Source organism: Neobacillus novalis NBRC 102450, assembly GCF_001591805.1.
GTDB lineage: Bacteria > Bacillota > Bacilli > Bacillales > Cytobacillaceae > Neobacillus > Neobacillus novalis.
On record NZ_BCVP01000038.1, the window covers coordinates 26,335 to 46,420 of the forward strand.

Below are 20,086 nucleotides of genomic sequence, written 5' to 3' on the forward strand. Positions count from 1 at the left end.
ATAACTTAACCGATTAAACCTATAAAATTACTTTATAACCTCAAAGCCAAAAACTCTCAATAACTGCTTAAGAAAAAGAAATTTTTCCTTTCAACAAAACAAACTATATGGATTCCATTTATAGGCTCCAATATATATATCCATTTGTTTCGCATTTCTTTTTATTTAATAATCCTTTAATATCTACTAATACTTTTTTATCATCTAAAAAAACATCATCTAGAAAATCCAAGTCGTAGTTTTCCCTAAATTCATTATGATTAACTGCTAATACTACACAATGCAAATTCTTTAATTCCTCTTTATCTACTAGATTTATTCTATAATTTACCCATACATCTTCTTTATCTGCTACTGGATCATGCACAATTACTTCTACACCAAACTCTTCTAGCTCCTTAATTATGTCTATTACCTTTGTATTTCTAACATCAGAACAGTTTTCTTTAAAAGTTATTCCTAATATTGCTACTCGAGAACCTTTTATCGGTTGTTCAGCTTTAATCAAATTTTTTATTATATTCTGTGCAACATATACGCCCATATCATCATTAATCTTTCTACCCGATAGAATAATTTGAGAATGATATCCCAATTGTTCTGCTTTATAAGTAAAATAATATGGATCTACACCTATACAATGACCTCCTACTAAACCAGGAGTAAATTTAAGGAAGTTCCACTTAGTTCCAGCTGCTTCTAAAACTGCCTTTGTATCGATATCCATTCTATTAAATACCATTGAAAGTTCATTCATAAAAGCTATATTAATGTCTCTTTGAGAGTTTTCTATTACCTTTGATGCTTCAGCAACTTTTATTGACTCAGCTCTATGAACTCCAGCTTCAATAACGGTGCCATAGATCTTTGATATGATTTCGAGTGCGTCCTCATCTGAGCCAGACACAACCTTAGTTATTTGGGTCAGTGTGTTCACTTTATCCCCCGGATTAATCCTTTCTGGAGAATAGCCTACTTTAAAATCTACACCAAACTTCAAACCAGACTCTTCCTCAAGAATAGGTATGCACACCTCTTCTGTTGTTCCGGGATATACGGTGGATTCATAAACTACTATAGAACCTTTTGTAAGGTTTCTCCCTACAGTTTTACTTGCTCCAATTACTGGTGCTAAGTCAGGTGTTTTATCACTATTTATAGGTGTAGGTACTGCAACCACATGGAATTTACAATCTCTTAATTTCTCTTTTTCATTTGTAAAAATCATCGTAGTGTTTTCTAAAGCTTCACTTCCAACTTCATTTGTAACATCAATTCCAGATAAATATTTATCAACTTTTCTAGTATTTACATCATACCCAATAACATCAAACTTTTTTGCAAACTCAATAGCCAATGGTAGTCCGACATACCCTAAACCAATTACTGAAATTTTTTCTTTATTTCGCACTAAATTTTCATATAAATTAACACTCATGGTAATCTCCCTCTAATTAGATTTACTAGTTACCTCTTGTAAATACCTTGATAATTCTAAGTAAACTTTATCCGCATTAAACTTTTCTTCATAAAGTTTATAGGCATTTTCTGACATACCTATTAATTGTTGTCTATCCAAAAATAATCTTTCCAATATTGTAACTAACTCATTTGAATCTTTATAATTATCGCCACATTCATACTCCGAAACCAACTCTTCCATAATCCCATTAACTCCCAAAATCACTGGAATTGATGCCGATAAATATTCTCCAAATTTATTTGGTGTATTTTTAGTGAAATTTATACTATTTCTATATGGAGCAATACCAATTGATGAAGCAGATAATAACGATAGAATCTGTTCTTCTTCAATCCATCCGGGTAATATCACATTTTCTAAATTACTAGACATCCTTTTTATTTTATCCAAAGACTCTCCAACACCACAAAGAACAAATTTTATATTTCTTTGTTCCTTGAGTTTTTCTGCAGCCTCTATAATTGGTTCTAAAACAAACTGGCGACCAAAGTTTCCTAAAAAAATTACAATGAAATCAGTACTTTTTAAACCGAACTTTGACCAATGTTTATTAAAGTTATTTAAATGCCCTGAAATGTCGCGTGGTTTATATGAAGTATAAAATACTTGATCAAATTCTCTTTTATTCATTCTTGCTACATTTAAACCATAATCTAGAAATTGAGGAGTCACCCCAATCATACCGGTGGATTTTCTTATTATGGTTCTTAATTGACTTTTACATAGCCATATATATGGTTTGATAAGAGTTTTTCCCCAACTAGGAACAACCTCATTAAAAATTTCAGGCCACAAATCTCTTATATCTATTATTACTGGAACATTATTATACTCGCCATATTGTATTACTGCTTTAGATACTTCCAGCGGTGCCATTGTTGCGATTATAATATCTGGTTTTTCATATGCCTTAGTATTCAACAAAAATTTTCTTGATAATTTTTTATGATGAGATATTCTAGCTATTGAAACATTTTTTCTATATCCTTTTGTTTTTAACAAATGGATAGTATAGTTATTATTAATTTTTATGTCTTTGTCATTGTTACTTCTATGTTTCTTCTTATAATGATGAAATGATGAACTAAACCAATGAACCTCATTACCGTTTCGATATAATATTTCAGAAAGTAACCCCATCCTTCTTAGTCTTACATTACCTTCATCAGTTGGTAAAGGTTCACCGTCTGAAACTATCCATATATTCAAGTTTTTACTTCCTTTCTGAAACAAATTATTTCTAAAAAAGGGCTTTATTAACTAATAATTTTTATTTCTATTAAATTTAAAGCTTCTTCACAAATTTCTATAGCCTCTCTTGAGGAGTAACCTTGAGTAATTACATATCCAATCCTGTCATTACTACTACCTATCTTTGTTATCCTATCTCCTAAATTTTTAGTTAGGGCTATCTCTTTTACACCATTTTTCTGTTTTAATCTACTTGGATAATTAACTGACTTTAATATTCCTGTGTCTGTTTTTAAATATCGTATCGCTGCACCCTTCGATTGTATTTGAGGTAGTTTTACATCTTCTCCAAGTGCTAACCGAATGGAAAATTCCACCATATCAATTCCAGTAGCTAAGGGAACAAGGTGAGTTGTAATATTATCCCCACCTAATCTAGCACCGAGTTCAACAATTTTTGGACCTTCCGGAGTTACAATTATTTCCGTATGAGATGGACCAACATCAATGCCAATTGCTTCTATAGCAGCTAATGCTAAATTTTTTATTTCATTTTGAACTCTCGTAGGATGCTGCGATGGAATTGAATGTCCCATTTCTACAAAATGAGGAGCACCCGTAGTAAGCTTATCTGTAATTGCAATCACATGAGTTTTTCCATTAATAGTCAATGTTTCTACACTTACTTCCGGTCCTACCAAGTATTCCTCCACTAAAACCTCGCCTGACTTTGAATGTTTTTTAGCATACAAGTATGCCTCATTTATATTATTTATATCCTCAACCAAGACGATTCCTCTGCTCCCTGAATTATCAGCTGGCTTAACAATAAATTTCCCCATAAAATGTTTTGTAACTTTTAGATATTGCTCCAAACTTGAAACAATAAAGAAGTTGGGGACTGGCACATTCATTTTTTTAAGTTTTTTACGCATTTTACCTTTATCAGTAGCATCCAAAGCTGTTTCAAAAGAAATAGTCTGTAAATTACACTTTTCACCTATTGCAGCAACAGTTCTAATAGGCATATCACTAGCTAAAGTCATTACTGCATCTGGTTTTATTTCCAATGCTTTTTTTAAGGAATTCTCAATATCTATTGTACTTAATTGTATAGATTCATCGGATAATTTAAATCCTGGGGCATTAGGATCCATATCAATAGCAATTACTTTCAAGCCCATTTCCTTAGCTTTAACAATAGCAGGTACTTGCAGTATTCCCGCTCCAATTATCATGATTCGTTTTTGTTCTACTTTCATATAATCACTCTCCTAGTAAAAGAGATTTCTCTTTATCATTTATAAGAGCCATTAGGATCTTATCATGATATTTCCCATCTTTAAAAAGACTTTCTCGCATAATCCCTTCAGAAACAAATCCAACCTTTTCATATGCACTAACAGCTCTTTTATTATAGGAAAACACAACTAATGATACTCTATGCAAATTTAGTTCCTCAAAAACAAATCGAATTAATGTTCTTACAGCGTCGGTCCCTAAACCTTTACCCCAATGACTCTCAGCACCTAAATAAATATATAATTCTGTATTCCGGTTGATTAAATCCGTATTATTTAGTCCAATTACTCCAATTAAACTTTTAGTGTTGCACTCTTCTATACCAAAAATTTTATTTACCTTTTCATTTAATTTATTTTCAAACCATTTTTCATGTTCAACTTCCGATACTGGATATACTGTCCCTGTTAAATATTTTAATTTAGGGTTATTTACCCACTCCAGAATCTGCTGAGAATCCTCTCTTTTTAAGGCCCTTAAAGTCACTCGTTCACCAATAATCAATACCCTCATCCTTCCATAAGCTCAACTTATGAGCAGAAACAAACCTTTAATTTTTAAAAATTTCTTCATTCTTTATATTTATGTTTTTTCTTCTAATAACATTTATTATAGTAGCGATAATTATTCTAATATCTAAAATAGCCGATATATTATTCACATAAAAAATATCGTTTCTAAATTTTTCACTTTGTGCTATCGAGTTCCTAAAATAGGCTTGATTATAACCTGTAATACCCGGCCTAACATCTAACTTATGAATTTCCTCTTCATTATAAAAATCTAATGCTTCAAGTAAATCGGGTCTAGGTCCTATAAAACTCATATCTCCGATAAGTACATTTATTATCTGTGGTAACTCATCTAAGCTAGTTTTTCTTATAAACTTACCAACCTTTGTTAACCTAGGATCATCTTCTGAATTAAATGTAGATCCATCCTCATTTCTTATATCTGGTGCATTAACTTTCATTGATCTTAATTTATACATTTTAAATGGCTTTTGATCTTTTCCAAGCCTTTTCCCAAGATAGAAAACTGGACCCTTATCTTCTATTTTTATAAATAATACACAAATAGCTATTACCGGAAGTAGAAATGGCAATAGGGCAAGAGAAAATACAATATCAAATAACCTTTTTAAATATTTTTTGTACATTTTTTTGAATTCACACCCATTCCTTTTGACCGATAACAGCCTTTAAACAATCTACAATATATTCCACATCATCATTACTTAACAAAGTATGAAGGGGAAGCGTGATTTCATTAACATATTGCTTATAAGCATTCGCATAATCCTTAATATCAAATCCTAAATTCTTATAAGCCGTAAACATAGGCAATGGCTTATAATGGACGTTGCAAGCAACTCCAGCTTCAGCCATCTTAACAATTATTTCATTTCTCTCAGTTTCCCCAATCCCAGGTATCCTTGCTAAATAAAGATGCCCTGATGAGGCAAACTCCTCACCATAATGCTTCAAACTTTGAATACCTAATGGCAATAGCGCCCTATCATACATCTCAATAATTTCTTTCCGTCTATTCAATAGACCTTTGTATCTTTCTAATTGTATTAAACCAATCCCAGCCATAATATCAGTCATATTGCACTTGTAAGCAGGATAGACAATGTCATATTCCCAAGCGCCTTTTTGGGTTTTAGCCAAGGCATCTTTTGACTGGCCATGTAAACTATAAAGCATATATTGTTTATAAAGCCATTCATCATCCAACCCTAAACCACTGCCCCAAACAACCGCTCCACCTTCAGCTGTAGTCAAATTCTTAACTGCATGGAATGAAAAACAAGTGAAATCTGCAACTTGTCCACATTTCAACTCAATTCTTTCAGCCCCGAAAGCATGTGCAGCATCAGTCAATACAATTACTCTATTAAACAACGCTTGGAGTCCATTATTAGCCTTAAATAGCTCGCGTTTGCTTTCTACTATTTCATATATAAGATCGTAATTACACATCTTACCTGCTATATCAACAGGAATAATTACCTTTGTCTTCTCTGTAATCGCATTTGCAAGTTTCGTATAATCCATCTCGAAAGAACCTGGTGCTGTATCAACTAGAACTATTTTAGCCCCAACATGATCGATAACCGAAGCGGATGCTGTATAGGTATATGCTGAAGTAATTACTTCATCACCAGGTCCTACCCCTAAAATACGGAGGGTTAGTTCCATAGCTGCGGTTGCAGAATTAAGACATACTGCTTTGTTTACACCTACATATTCAGCAATTTTCTTTTCAAACTCTTTTGTTCTTGGTCCTGTAGTAATCCAGCCAGACTTCAACGCCTTTATGACTTCTTCAATTTCTTCTTCCGTAATATCAGGAGGAGAGAAAGGAATGTTCCTTACTTTGGTATCAAGCATTTTTATTTTCCTCACTTTACCTAGGTATTAGTTTATACAAATATTAATTCTTCTTTAGTCACTTAATACTTAGATTGATTAAAATTTTTTCTTATCCAACTAACTAGTAATCCACCAAAGTCAAAAGAATATCATTAAATATTATTAAATTAGTAACCTGAGTGCAAACCTTTAGTTGGTTAGTAAAAGGATATTCTCAACCAACTAAAGACAATATACAACCCTACTTCAAACTTAATTGAACTTCACTAACATCATTAAATAGAGAATCATCGTTGCTACTTACTACATCTCTCAAATAATTTAAAATATCATCTCTGAGATCCTCATGCTGTAGTGCAAACTCAATCGTAGTCTTCACAAACCCAATCTTCTCCCCAACATCATATCGCTTACCCTCAAAATCATAAGCAAAAACCCGCTGAATCTGATTCAACTTCTGAATCGCATCCGTCAACTGAATCTCCCCACCAGCACCAGTCTCCTGCTGCTCCAAATACATAAAAATCTCAGGCGTAAGAATATACCGTCCCATAATCGCCAAATTAGAAGGTGCAGTCCCTGGCTTTGGCTTTTCCACAAAATTATTAACTTGGTAGCGACGTCCTTCTTGAACTGAAGGTTCCACAATCCCATACCGATGCGTCTCATCATCAGGAACAGTCTGAACACCAATAACAGATGAATGTGTTTCTTCATATACATTAATAAGTTGTTTTAAACACGGAGTCTCACTTTGCACAATATCATCACCAAGAAGAACCGCAAACGGCTCATCGCCAATAAAATTACGTGCACACCAAACCGCATGCCCTAAACCTTTGGGCTCTTTCTGCCGTATATAATGTATGTCAGCAAGATTCGTCGCATAGCGAACCTTGTCCAAAATATCCAACTTGCCTTTTTCAATCAGGTTTTGCTCAAGTTCATGCGCAATATCAAAATGATCTTCAATCGCTCGTTTCCCTTTACCAGTCACAATAATAATATCTTCAATCCCCGAAGCCACTGCTTCTTCAACAATATATTGAATCGTTGGTTTATCAACGATTGGTAACATCTCTTTGGGCATTGCCTTCGTCGCTGGAAGGAATCTTGTTCCCAATCCTGCAGCCGGTATTATTGCTTTCCGTACTCGTTTCATGAAAAATCCACCTTTACTATTCGAAATCAAACCAAGAGGTTTGAATTTATTAATCAATATTTTATTTAACAGCAGCTAATGCAGTTCGCCGTTCATACTTATTATTAGCCACCGCAATCAAAGTATCATGCATCTCCATCTCACTCATATCTAACAAACTACCAATTAATCGGCCCAACTCCTCCGCCCGAATAACCTTCGCCTTCCCAATATGAATCTTCGGGAACACATGCTCCGGATGCACCTCATTCTCATTAAGAAGTTCCTCGTACATCTTCTCCCCAGGACGAAGTCCTGTGTACTTAATCCCGATTTCTTCTATAGAATAACCAGAAAGTTTAATAAGATTTTTCGCCAAATCCACTATCTTAACCGGCTCCCCCATATCGAGCACAAATATTTCTCCACCACGAGCAAGGGACCCCGCCTGAATCACAAGCCGTGAGGCTTCTGGAATTGTCATAAAGTAACGTGTCATCTCAGGATCTGTCACCGTCACAGGCCCGCCCGCCTGAATCTGCTTCTTAAACAACGGAATCACACTGCCACGGCTCCCAAGTACATTCCCAAACCGAACCGCAACAAACTTTGTGTCACTATTCTGCGCCAAACTCTGAATAATCATCTCCGCAAACCGCTTTGTCGCGCCCATCACATTCGGCGGATTCACAGCCTTATCCGAGGATATCATCACAAAAGTATGAACACCAAAGGTGTCAGCCGCCTCAGCAACATTCCTAGTACCATAAATATTATTCTTAACAGCTTCCCTCGGATTATATTCCATAAGAGGAACATGCTTATGCGCCGCCGCGTGGTAAACAACAAACGGCCTGTGCTCATCCATCACATCAAAAATCCTTGCCCGATCTTGAATATCCCCAATCACAGGAACAATTTCAATTCGGCCCTGATATTCCCTACGGAGCTCCATATCAATCAAATAAATACTGTTCTCTCCATGACCCACTAAAACGATTTTACTAGGATTAAATTTGCAAATCTGCCGGCAGATTTCCGATCCAATTGAACCGCCCGCACCCGTAACCAACACGGTTTTTCCTGACACCCGTTCTGAAATGCCTGCTATATCTAACTCCACCGGTTCCCGGCCTAATAAATCCTCCACCTGAACATCGCGAAAGTGATTAACGGACACTTTTCCGGTCATTAAATCTTCGAGCATCGGCATGATTTGTGTCTTAGCTGTTGTTTTTGCACATTCATCAAAAATCCGCTTTAATTCATTTTGCTTTAAGGACGGGATGGCAATCACGATATTGTCGATACATAGTTTCGTTACCGCATCTTGAATCTGACTCGAATCTCCAAACATCGGGATATTTAAAATCTGCAGCTTGTATTTCTTCGGGTCATCATCGATGAAGGCGATTGGCTCTAGCTCCGCATCCGCACTTTTTTGTAATTGCCGGGCCACCATGACTCCGGCAGCACCCGCACCAATAATAAGCGTCCTCTTTTTCGAGGTATCTCCCTTTAAATACGTATCGCGAACCATTCGCCAGACAAATCGCGTACCGCCAATCGATAATACATACAGCATCCACGTTGTTAATAACGCTCTAACGTATATCTCAAAGTGGACTAGGTATTGAATAACCGCAGTTGTCAACACTGCGAATGTTACGGCCTTCACAATCGCCAGTAACTCCCCTACACTCGCGTATTCCCACGCCTTGTTATAAAGCCGGTAATAGCTAGCAAAAATATGATGACAGACCACAAGAGTTATCCCACTTATGATCATAACCAGCTTCGTCTCAATGATAATCGATGGATGTAATGGATAATAACTAAGATATAATGCCATTAATACAAGAAAAGAATCTAATAACCCTAATGTTACCAGCCGAGTTCTGTATGCCACTCCATCATTCCCCCTTTTATTTTTTAATCTATATTTCGTCTAACTAAACAGTATCTGGTCAAAAAAATAAATACCTAATGAAAATGCAAGTGCCTGCCACTTATTCTTTCATTAGATATTTATTATTGTTAATTTGTTTTTAAGTGGGCATTTAACCCGACCTCACATCATCCTTCTGGCGACCTGCGCCTAAGGGCCGAAAAGGCCCCACAGCATGATCGAGTGCCCCCATGGATAACGGACAGGGAAGCATTGCCGCACAGGCAGTTACTGCCTGAATAATTTATAATTAATGTATTCTTATCGACTTAGTGGGTTAAATAACAACTTCCCGTCCAACATGACCGAAAGGACAGTTTACAGGGCTTCAGTGGACATTACGTTAAAAATCATGAAGATCCGTTCTCATTCATTAAAAAATCCCAAAAATTTTCTTCTTCTTCCTAACCCGCTCCGGCACTTCCTTATAAACATGACTGCCCTCAACCACCAGCGCCGCATTTTCCTGAAATAAATAAACCATCTCATTCCCATACTTCGCCTGAATAACATCGAATGCCTCTCTCATCTTAAACGTCCGATTCCCCGTATTATGAGCATCCGAAGCAATAAAATGAGTAAGATTCGCCTCAATCAACTGGAGGGTAAAACTCTTAATCTTCTTCCCAAAATCACCACAAACACTCGCCGCCGTCACCTGCGATAATGCTCCCTTTTTCACAAACTGATAAAGAAGGTCTGGCTGCTCGATGATTTGCTGGTTCCGCTCCGGATGAACAATCACCGGCACAAGCCCTTTTAGCTGCATTTCATAAAACAACTTCTCCGTGTACCTCGGTACATGACTCGACGAGAACTCAACCAGTACATATTGCGTACCATTAACCGCAAGGATATCTCCTGCTTCATAGGCTTCGGCCATTTCTCCATGAATCCGTGTTTCCTGGCCGGCTAAAATCTTCAAATCTATCTTTTCTTGTTGTAATGCTAAGTTCAACGCTTCGACGCCTGTAAGAATAGCTTGCTTTGGATTTTCATACTGATTATTCAAATGATGCGGCGTGGCGACAATCGTGTGAATTCCTTGCTCGACTGCTTTCTTCGCCATTTCCAGACTCTCCGACAAATCCTGTGCCCCGTCGTCAACGCCCGGCAATATGTGACAATGCAAATCAATCATAAGCCACACCCCTTTCCAATGAACTATTATCTAATTAAGGTTAACACGGTCGAAAGTCCTAGTAAAGGGGAGTATTTTGTCACAATTTGTCGAAACTCGTTATTTAACACCATAATAATAGTAATAATCATTATTCTTAATTTCTTTATGGTTCAACACGACACCTAAGAGCTTGCTGTGAGCATTTTCAAGCAATTCTTTTGCTTTTTTTGCTTGGTCAATTTCTGTCTTCTCACTATAGACAACGAGAATCGAACCATCACACTGATTTGCCAAAATTTGCGGATCCGCTACCGCTAATAACGGCGGTGTATCCAAGATGACATAATCAAATTGCGCCTTCGCGTCTTCGATAAATTGCTGCATTGATTTTGAGCTTAACAGCTCGGCTGGATTCGGCGGCACGGGTCCGCTCGTTAACACATATAGATCCTGCTCTTCTGTTTCTACAACCGTTTTTTCGAGCGTCTTTTGCTTCGTTAACACGGTAGTAAACCCAAAGCGGTTATCCTCACCAAATGTATGATGAACCGTTGGCTTCCGTAGATCGGCATCGACCAATAGTACTTTTTTTCCAAGCTGAGCGAAGGTTACTGCCAGGTTAGCTGCTGTCGTTGATTTTCCTTCTCCTGGTCCTGATGATGTCACCATAATCACTCTGATTTCTTCATCAATCGCTGAATATTGGATATTCGTCCGAATCGTCCGGTATTGCTCCGAAATCGGCGACTTTGGTGCAATTGCTGTAATCAGCTTTCGGCTTGGGTCTTTACTTGTTTGTGTCTTCTTTTGCTTACGAGCCAAGGGTCTCACCTCTTAACGTTGATTTTCGCGCCGCCCGCTTCAATTTCAATTCTTCGATTTGCTGGTCATCAATCGTGGCAATAACCCCTAGAATCGGCAAACCTAAGATTTTTTCAACATCTTGCTCGTTTTTTATCGTGTTATTGAAATACTCCAGCAAGAACGCAAGGCCGACCGCTGCCATTAACCCGACGACAATCGCAATCGCCACATTTAATAACGGTCTTGGTTTAATCGGCGCCGGATTTTCTGAAATATCCGCTTTCGCTAAAATACTGACATTATCGACCTTCATGATCTTCGGGATTTCCTTTTGAAACACTTCTGCCGTTTTGTTGGCAATCTGCGCTGCCACTAATTTATCCGGGTCCTGAACAGACAAGTTGACAACCTGTGAATCCTTTTCGCTGCCAACGGTAATCTTTCCTTTCAACTGTGAAGCCGTCATTTTTAAATCAAGCTCGCTCACGACGATATCTAAAATCGCCGGGCTTGTGATAATTACATTATAGGTATTAATCAATTGAAGGTTTGTTTGTACCTCACTTGGGCTATAAACACTTTGTTCATTTTTCTGTTGGTTGACGAGAATTTGTGTAGAAGCTTGGTATATCGGGGTCAATAAAAAGTAACTAACCACACCACTTACAATGGCAGCTATTAAAGTTATCGACACGATTAGAAGTAATCGTTTTTTTAAGGTCTCAAGCAGCTCTTTTAAACTAATAGTCTCTTCCATTTCGGCCTCCTAATTTTATCACTACAAAACATAGAGTATTATATCACAATTTGTCAGCTTTTACTGTAATTTGTCAAATTAAATAGCACTTACTCTATTAAACACTCTTTTGTAAGATATTTGAAGGGAAAATTAAAAAATGGTAAAAATTTCACATATTTGCCAAGGAACTGGCAAGTTAGCAAGCCGAACGAAAGACCTAAATAGAGTAGGCTCCCCGCCTCATTACTCATTTCCGAATTTTTACAAGTAAATCCTTCAAACTAAAAAAAAAGAGGTTTCTCACCTCATGAAAACAAACTCATTTCCCGATTAACCGGTGGACTGCTTGAATTTGTAATTTGGAAATATGGGCGGTCTTTTCCGAATTGGCAAAATGGGCTAGATAGGTTTCACCGAACGCTTCAATCTTGACGATTTTTCTCAGATTCACGACGTACGAGCGGTGGGTTCGATAAAAGTAGTTCGGCAGGCGTTTGGCGATATCCTGAAGGGAATCGGAGGACTCCACCTGCTCCGCTTCCAAATGGATGATCGACTTTCTTCCTTCTTTCTCGACATAAACGATATCTTCCATCGCAAGATAAACAAACGCTTGATTCGATCTTATAGCAAGTTTATTATGGGCGGAGGCCCCCTGCTTCGCTTCCAATCGCTTGTGTAATCGCAGACCAATCTTGGCCTTTTCTAAGGCAATTAGCAGCCGGACCTTCTCGATTGGTTTCACAATATAGTCCACCGCTGAGAGATTAAACGCCTCAACCGCAAACCCATCATACCCCGTCGTAAAGATTACCTGAAGCGAAGGAACCATTTCCTTACACAGCTGTGCTGCCTCAATGCCATTGATTCCCGGCATATTAATATCTACTAACACAATATCCGGCTGCTGCTTCCTGACAAGCTCCATCAGCTCTTCACCGCTAGACGCCTCCCCTGCCAGCACATATCCAGGGAATAACTGAATATAGTGGTCTAGCAGTCTTTTCGATGAAAAGTCATCATCCGCTATCATCACCTTCAGATTCTTCATGACACCACTCACTTTTACTCTCTAGTTTTGATGCCGCTGCATCCCGATTATTTTACACTAATTTCGGGACAAAATGAAGGAGCAGTACGTTGGGTTTCGAGTGGGAGCTGATACTTTCGAAAGACTGTCTGGGCGGTTAGTTTTTCCGGTTTGCCTAACAGGTAGCCCTGAATAATCGGCACATCAATATTGATGGCCGCAGCTAAATCGGCATCCTCTTCAATTCCTTCTAAGATCACGCCCATTTTGTACTGTGCATATTGAAGTAATAGTGAAATGATTTGCTGTTTTTCCGGCGACGTTGATAGTCCGATGGAAAAGTAGCGGTCCAGCTTAATGTAATCCGGGGAGAACTCAATCATTTTTTCTAATCCCGTTGCCCCTTTGCCGACATCATCAAGTGCGATCTTCATGCCGAGGTCTTTAATCAATGAGATTCTTTTCTTATATTCAGGAAGAGACCAGCAGGATTCTTCTTCTATCGTTTCATTTAATTCAATGATGACCCGCCCGCGAACGTACGGAAATTTTTTTACTAACTGATTCATGAAAAAAGGAAAGTGAGGATGGAGCAATGTTGACGGATAAAGATTGAGAAACAGCAGCCCCTCCGCTGGCTTTTTTAACGGAAACCGGCTGATCGCCTGAGCGAATGATCGCGTATCAAGCTCGTATAACGTCCCTTCCGCTCGAGCCGCAGCAAAGATCTGCTCAATATTGCCACCGCCATAGCCGCCCGGAAACCGCAGCAACGCTTCATAACCAAAAATACTCATGGCGTCTACATTCCACATTGGCTGATAAACATGTTCCATTTTTTGAAGGAGAACATCACTGATATGACCCACGCTCATAACCAACCCGCCATTTCTAAAAGAGAATTTTAACAATTATAGTAGCTTTTTATCATAAAGGATTTGTCATCCTTGTTTAAGTCGTTCAGTTTGCATGCTTGATTCTTGTTTCAAAATAGTCCCAAAACGTTTCAACCGTGACAATAATTCGGTTATGCTCGGCACTTCCTTCTAGATTGGAATCAGTGCCCTTCTTTGCATTCCCAGCTGCAGATGCAACCTTTAGCTTACCCTCTGCCGCCGGTTCTACTCCATTTTCTTCCGATGGCGCTTTATACTTAACTAGAATATCAGCTTCGATCTCTTCCACGATTTCAACCGCATCCACCACTTCTTTCTTCAGCCAGGCTTCCCCATACAGAACCATCCATATGACACCCAACGATAGCAAGACAGTAACAGCCTTTTGGATCACGATAATTCCCCTCCATCTTAACAAGGACCTTGGCAACCATAGAAATCGTGCTCATCCCTCTAATTGGCGTCGGGAATACCTAGGATATTACTACCTTAATTCCCTGTACATTCCAAATATAGCCATAAATTACTTAAGTGTCTAACCGCGGCGGGGCATAACAGACAGGCAAATGGGCCTTATAACTCAAAATAATGACAGAATACGACATGAAATGTGACATTTCGCAACATTTGCAGAAATTCGATTAGGTCGATGGTCACGGGCGGGCGGTCTTATCCACCGAGTGCGCTCTTTTTGCAGACCGTTTTGAGTACTAATTTTATTAATCTTTATATGTTGGGTGATAAAAAGCTGCTTCTCGCATCTAGGATTTAAGAGGGTCCGCACTTATCGTTTAAGGGACCAGGCTTAGTACCCGATCTGATAAATAGACGGAAAAATTCCGCTTAATGAGTAATTATTATTAAAAAAGGCTTAAATAGACGGAGAGATTCCGCTTATCGACACGAAAAACTCGAAAATGGGGGATTTTTCTTGGCATAATCGGAAAATCTCCCCTTATTTACCCAGAAATGAGCTCCAATCTGCATTTAACCGGAAAATCTTCTCTTATTTATGCCGATACGACTGTCATTTCGGCACTCCTTTTTAAAACGGATCCTTTATATCGACCGTTTGCGCTCTATTTCCTGCTGCACGGGCTTTATGAAACTCTCTTATTGACCGGACGCGCTCTTTTACAGAAAGAAAGAGCCGCCAGGAAATCTGGCGGCGGCGATTATCGTAAATGTTTGGCAACTACACTTAAAAAGGCTGGAATATCAATCGGCTTACAGATATATTCGGTAAATCCTTTCGCCAGTACCCGATTGATTTCATCTTGGATGGCATTGGCACTTACTGCAATGACTGGCGTTCGTTCGCAGGCAGGATTCGCTTTAATCCGCTCAAACACTTCACAGCCATTGAGATCAGGAAGGTTGATGTCTAAAAGGATTAAATCCGGCCGCTGCACCACGGCCAGCTCGATTCCCTCAGTGCCGGTCACAGCAGAAAGGAAGCCAATCCCTGGAATCGTGCCGAGAATCTCTTTGACTAATTGCAAGTTCGACAAATTGTCCTCAATATACAAAATCGTAAACTCGTTGTCTTGGAGCTGGACCGGCGCCTTTTTTTCAAGCTGTGGCAGGACGCTTGCTCCCGGAGCGTTCACGAGCGGCAGGCTGATGCAAAAGTCACTTCCCACCCCCATCCGGCTTTCGACAGTGACGGTGCCCCCCATTAATTGAATCAATTGGCGGACAAGCGAAAGGCCAATCCCTGTTCCTTCGATTTGCTGATGACCGCTTCGGTAAAACGGTTCAAAGATCTGTCCTTGCTCGGATAAGGGAATTCCTCCGCCGCTATCAACAATATGGACGAAAAGGAAATCATCCTTCACATCCCAGTGAATCGCCACCGTACCATTTTCCCGGTTATATTTAATCGCATTATCCAGCAGGTTCAAGAATACTTGTTGCAGCCTAAACCGATCTGCGACAACGTAGCAATCATCCGCGGCGGTTTGCTCGATTAGGATGCGGACCCCTTTATTAGCGGCTAGCAGGGAGATAAAGCGAACACATTCATCAATAACGGTACTGATGCTAATGGCCGCCGTTTCCATTTTCATCTTGCCTGCTTCGATCGCCGCTGAATCTAGGACGTCATTAATCAATGTCAATAGATGAGTGCCGCCTTTTCCGATTTGATCGACAAACTGCCGCTGCTTCGCAGTTAGCGTCTCCTCTAACTCCAGCAATTGCGAAAAGCCAAGGATCGCATTTAACGGCGTCCGGAGCTCATGACTCATCCGCGACAAAAACTCCGATTTCGCCTGATTGGCCTTGACCGCTTCTTCCTTTGTTTCGATGATGCCCCTCTCCATCGCCCGGCGATCGCTAATATCTTCAAGCGCCCAAATATGCCCCTTCAGTTCATCATCGATATAAAAGGGAAAATAGCTCCTTTTAAAGATTCGTCCTTCAAATCGGTTTACTTCATCTACTACCGGCTGTTTATTCGCTAGGATATCGTTAATAATATGCTTGTCCAGCTGATGATTTTGAAAATAGATTTGCAGCAGTTCAAAAAAATCCTTGCCAACAATCTTCTCAATCGGCATGTCTATTTGAAACAATTGGCAGCACCTGTGATTGATTGCGATGATTTTCCTGTCATCATCCATCACAACCATGCCAATCTCCAAACTATTAATCAGCGCCCCTTTTAACGCCAGCGACTCCTTGTGAATTTGCTCAGTCCGTTTTCGCTCGGTAATGTCCACACCCGAACCGATGACCTCGACGACTTTGCCCTTTTGCTTCACTGGACTTAACGTGACAAAATAATCCACCCCGTTTAGTTGGGCTTCATAAGCGCTGATTTCGCCATTCCAGGCCCTTGAATAAGCCTGCTCAATCCGATCGGCATCCTGTTTCGAATAAAATTGATGGAGATTTTTCCCCGTAACCATCTCTGAGGTAAGACCCATTTTTTCAAGTAATTGACCTTCCATCAACGTATGAATGTAATGATCTCCCTGTTTGACATACTTTAACGTCATTCCTTGCTGGCGGCGAATCGTGTTGATTAAATCGAACTCTACATCCTTTAGCCGTTGTCTGTATTTGAGGAGCAGCAGCAGCGTGGCAAACGATGCAATCAAGGCAATCAGGATCGATACGGCAGCAAAGATAGGTTGGTACGAATTTGAAGCAAACATCTAAACTCTCTCCTTTTTCCCACAGGCAGGGATTGTACATGCCAACTTCTCTCCCTTTAAACCATGAATTCCCGCATTTTACAACTTTTACTATAAAAACAGTTTAGTGAATGGTATTATATACCTATCTAATAAAAGGAGCGGCCGCAAATGACCTACTTATTAATGTTGATTGAAAGCTATCGAAATGAACTGTTTGAATTGGCCGAGCAGTATGGACCAACTTCAGCAAGAACAATTGAATGCAGTCAACAGTTAGACGAATTATTAAACTTATTAATGGCACTTGAGCAAAACCAGCAACGATTCTCGTGAAGATGAGCGCGTTAAGGTGTCAGCTAGATCAGTTTTTTGATTTCATTCATTTTTAACTTCGAGATTTTCGCCAATTGGTCATAGTCCTTAAAATGAACGATAAAGCTTTCCTTTTGCGGAATGATTTGCGAAATCTTTTCTAAATTAATGATATAGGAACGGTGTCCATGGAAAAAGGAATCATCGAGACGAGGTAGGATTCGCGCCATGGTTTCGGGCGTATCATAGATCTCCTTTTTCGTATAAACAAGGCACTTCTTCCCCGCCTTTTCGATAAAGAGGATTTCATCGAGCGGAATAAACAGGGTCGCAGTTTGGTCCCTCAACTGGAGAATTTTTTGCTGCTGCGTCGGACCGTTTCCGATTTTCTCCCGTTCAAACTCGATGATGTTCTTCGCTTTCTCCAACGCTTGCCCTAAACGCCCCTCCTCCACCGGCTTGACAAGGTAATCAACGGCAGCCATGGAAAAAGCCTCAATCGCATATTCATCATAACCGGTAATAAAGATCACTTTAAGCGACGGCAAAAAAGCAAGACACTCCTTCATCGCCTCAAGGCCATTTTTCTTTGCTAGTTTAATCGCGGTAAGCACGAGGTCCGGCTTCTTGACAATGACCTCCCAAGCGAGCTGCTCCCCATTCACACACTGTCCGATTAATTGAAACTCTGGTAAACTTGTAAGTACGCGTTTCATGATGTCTATGGATTCTTGATGATTGTCGGCTACTATCACCCTTATTGGACACATACCTGCCATTCCTTCCTTTAGACAAAAATAAACTCATGTCTATATTGTAAATGATTAATTACTACTATGAAAGCGTTGAAAATTAGCTGCTGCAGGACATAAGACATAGCGATCCATCCCCCTTCAGCCCCGATTATCGCCTTTTTGAGCCCATCATCTTGCAAAATTGTAAAATGGTGCCTACAATAGACTCAATTACCTGACAATTCACAGGAGGAACCTGGCCCATCATGTACGTATTTCATTATTATTATCTGTTTATCATCTTTATCCTTTTGGTGATTACCTTTTTACTAGGAAGATTTTTTCAAAAGAAAACGGACCAGCTGAAAACTTCTCTTCAAGCTACAACGGAGCAGCTGTCATCCTTCTTTTCCTATACATCAGATGCGATTAATATCACAACGGTGGACGGATTGCTTCTCTATATCAATCCCGCCTTTGAACAAATGTATGGCTGGACGAAAATGGAGTTACTCGGGAAACCACTGCCGATTATCCCCGCCGAATTGCACGAAGAGGAACTGCGGATGAGGGATACCTTGCTTTCCGGCAAATCGATTAACCACTGGGAAGCTTCCTTTTTACGAAAAGACGGCTCTCTCCTTGATGTCGAGGTCTCGGTTTCGCCCTTAAGGGATGCCGCCGGTACGGTTAACGGCTTCGCTGCGATTACACGCGACATCTCTGAAAAAATGCAATATGAGCAAAAGTTAAGGGAACTCGCCTTCTATGATCCGTTAACAGGTGCCGACAATCGCCGCTCTTTCTATTTGCGCTTAGCGGCAACAATCGAGACGGCAAAGGACGATAACCTGCGCTTCGCCTTGCTCTATCTCGACTGTGATCGCTTTAAATCAGTCAACGATACGATGGGCCACGATGTTGGCGATGAGCTCCTCCAGCAATTTGTCGGCCGGATTCAAGGCCTGCTGCCTCAGACCGCTTCTTTGTTTCGCCTTGGCGGTGATGAATTCGCGATTATCTATGCAGAGCCGTCTTCTGATGAGGAGATTGCGAGTTTAGCGGATCGGTTATTGGCCGAGCTGCGTGTGAACTGGTCGATTCAAGACCATTCGTTTGCAACCACCTGTTCAATTGGAATCAGCCTCTACCCGGACGATGGCACCTCGCAATCGGCTTTAATAACAGCCGCCGACCACGCCCTATATGAGGCGAAAGCCGCGGGGCGGGATGTTTATCGGTTTTATTCCGATGGGGTTCGGGGAGCAGTGGTGGCTGCGGACGAGCTTAGGGTTGTGGGCGGTGACGGCGATTCGGCTCGTTAAGTGCATTATTTTTACCATACAACTGCTTGATTGCAGTTGTATTTTTTGTTTTGGGGAAGGGAATGGGATTTTGTTGAATGGGACTGATATTTTGTTGAATGTCGCCTGGATTTTGTTGAATGGCACCGGGTTTTTGTTGAATGTTACCTGAATTTTGTTGAATGGCACCGGGTTTTTGTTGAATGTGACCGGTATTTTGGTGAAAGTCGCCGGTAACTTGCAGAAAGTGACCGGTATTTTGGCAAAAGTCGCCGGTAACTTCTAAAACACGGTCGATATTCTCGAAAAGTGGTCGATTCTACTTGCTAAGGGCAAACTATCAATCGGTAATTACCCACTCTCTAGGTTTTATTAGCGAATTTTTCGAGGTTATTAGCGAATTCCCATCATTTATTAGCGAATTTGAAGTTTTATTAGCGAATCGAAGTGGTAGACCCAAAATCTTCATTTTGAAGAAGCAAGATGCTGCTGTTTTTGCCACAAACTAAGTTTACTAGAGAAAAAGCTAAGCAAATTTTCCAGAAATAGATGTAAATT

18 protein-coding genes are annotated in these 20,086 nt (G+C 39.8%); 2 read left to right on the plus strand and 16 right to left on the minus strand.

The genetic code is table 11. The features are described 5' to 3' along the window. Window positions 1–118: 118 nt before the first annotated feature. The 15 genes from BANVL01_RS21725 to BANVL01_RS21795 all read right to left on the minus strand — a co-directional run bounded on the left by BANVL01_RS21725 (window position 119) and on the right by BANVL01_RS21795 (window position 17,196). Window positions 119–1,438: a nucleotide sugar dehydrogenase gene (locus BANVL01_RS21725; RefSeq protein ID WP_066093603.1), complete on the minus strand. Its 1,320-nt coding sequence runs from the start codon at window positions 1,436–1,438 to the stop codon at window positions 119–121. A gap of 12 nt (window positions 1,439–1,450) precedes the next feature. Next, window positions 1,451–2,692, minus strand: coding sequence for a glycosyltransferase family 4 protein (locus BANVL01_RS21730; protein ID WP_066093606.1), 1,242 nt, complete (start codon window positions 2,690–2,692; stop codon window positions 1,451–1,453). Between the two features lie 47 nt (window positions 2,693–2,739). Further along, window positions 2,740–3,936, minus strand: a complete 1,197-nt coding sequence (locus BANVL01_RS21735; protein WP_218010683.1) for an ATP-grasp domain-containing protein — start codon at window positions 3,934–3,936, stop codon at window positions 2,740–2,742. A 4-nt stretch (window positions 3,937–3,940) separates the two neighbouring features. Beyond that, the gene (locus BANVL01_RS21740; RefSeq protein WP_066148068.1) at window positions 3,941–4,480 is read right to left on the minus strand and encodes a GNAT family N-acetyltransferase; all 540 of its coding nucleotides are present in this window, start codon (window positions 4,478–4,480) and stop codon (window positions 3,941–3,943) included. 46 nt (window positions 4,481–4,526) lie between these two features. Further along, a complete protein-coding gene (locus BANVL01_RS21745; RefSeq protein ID WP_066093611.1) occupies window positions 4,527–5,135 on the minus strand; it encodes a sugar transferase in 609 nt (202 codons plus the stop codon). Window positions 5,136–5,145: 10 nt separating this feature from the next. Then, the gene (locus BANVL01_RS21750) at window positions 5,146–6,372 is read right to left on the minus strand and encodes a DegT/DnrJ/EryC1/StrS family aminotransferase (protein WP_066093614.1); all 1,227 of its coding nucleotides are present in this window, start codon (window positions 6,370–6,372) and stop codon (window positions 5,146–5,148) included. A gap of 223 nt (window positions 6,373–6,595) precedes the next feature. Then, the gene (gene galU, locus BANVL01_RS21755) at window positions 6,596–7,516 is read right to left on the minus strand and encodes a UTP--glucose-1-phosphate uridylyltransferase GalU (RefSeq protein ID WP_066093617.1); all 921 of its coding nucleotides are present in this window, start codon (window positions 7,514–7,516) and stop codon (window positions 6,596–6,598) included. Window positions 7,517–7,577: 61 nt separating this feature from the next. Next, on the minus strand, window positions 7,578–9,404 hold the full coding sequence (locus BANVL01_RS21760) for a polysaccharide biosynthesis protein (protein ID WP_066093618.1): 1,827 nt from the start codon (window positions 9,402–9,404) through the stop codon (window positions 7,578–7,580). A 412-nt stretch (window positions 9,405–9,816) separates the two neighbouring features. Continuing rightward, complete coding sequence (locus tag BANVL01_RS21765; RefSeq protein WP_066093621.1) at window positions 9,817–10,584, minus strand: tyrosine-protein phosphatase; 768 nt, start codon at window positions 10,582–10,584, stop codon at window positions 9,817–9,819. 99 nt (window positions 10,585–10,683) lie between these two features. Next, a complete protein-coding gene (locus tag BANVL01_RS21770) occupies window positions 10,684–11,388 on the minus strand; it encodes a CpsD/CapB family tyrosine-protein kinase (protein ID WP_066093624.1) in 705 nt (234 codons plus the stop codon). Continuing rightward, on the minus strand, window positions 11,378–12,127 hold the full coding sequence (locus BANVL01_RS21775; RefSeq protein WP_066093627.1) for a YveK family protein: 750 nt from the start codon (window positions 12,125–12,127) through the stop codon (window positions 11,378–11,380). Before BANVL01_RS21775 ends, BANVL01_RS21770 begins: the two co-directional genes overlap by 11 nt. Before the next feature lie 301 nt (window positions 12,128–12,428). Continuing rightward, window positions 12,429–13,160: a LytR/AlgR family response regulator transcription factor gene (locus BANVL01_RS21780; protein ID WP_066093631.1), complete on the minus strand. Its 732-nt coding sequence runs from the start codon at window positions 13,158–13,160 to the stop codon at window positions 12,429–12,431. 47 nt (window positions 13,161–13,207) lie between these two features. Further along, window positions 13,208–14,014 (minus strand): EAL domain-containing protein, encoded by an 807-nt coding sequence (locus BANVL01_RS21785; protein WP_066093634.1) that lies wholly within the window; start codon window positions 14,012–14,014, stop codon window positions 13,208–13,210. Between the two features lie 85 nt (window positions 14,015–14,099). Continuing rightward, window positions 14,100–14,429: a hypothetical protein gene (locus tag BANVL01_RS21790; protein ID WP_066093637.1), complete on the minus strand. Its 330-nt coding sequence runs from the start codon at window positions 14,427–14,429 to the stop codon at window positions 14,100–14,102. Window positions 14,430–15,210: 781 nt separating this feature from the next. Then, on the minus strand, window positions 15,211–17,196 hold the full coding sequence (locus tag BANVL01_RS21795) for a hybrid sensor histidine kinase/response regulator (RefSeq protein ID WP_066093640.1): 1,986 nt from the start codon (window positions 17,194–17,196) through the stop codon (window positions 15,211–15,213). A gap of 150 nt (window positions 17,197–17,346) precedes the next feature. Here BANVL01_RS21795 and BANVL01_RS26970 point away from each other — a divergent pair, with 150 nt between their 5' ends. Further along, on the plus strand, window positions 17,347–17,511 hold the full coding sequence (locus BANVL01_RS26970; RefSeq protein WP_082805096.1) for an aspartyl-phosphate phosphatase Spo0E family protein: 165 nt from the start codon (window positions 17,347–17,349) through the stop codon (window positions 17,509–17,511). Between the two features lie 23 nt (window positions 17,512–17,534). Here the strand turns inward: BANVL01_RS26970 and BANVL01_RS21800 are convergent, their stop codons facing one another. After that, entirely contained in the window at window positions 17,535–18,269 is a 735-nt protein-coding gene (locus tag BANVL01_RS21800) for a LytR/AlgR family response regulator transcription factor (RefSeq protein ID WP_082805097.1), read from the minus strand. A gap of 221 nt (window positions 18,270–18,490) precedes the next feature. On the opposite strand from BANVL01_RS21800, the gene BANVL01_RS21805 reads away from it, so the two are divergent. Further along, window positions 18,491–19,549, plus strand: coding sequence for a sensor domain-containing diguanylate cyclase (locus BANVL01_RS21805; RefSeq protein WP_066093646.1), 1,059 nt, complete (start codon window positions 18,491–18,493; stop codon window positions 19,547–19,549). The last annotated feature ends 537 nt before the right edge of the window (window positions 19,550–20,086 follow it).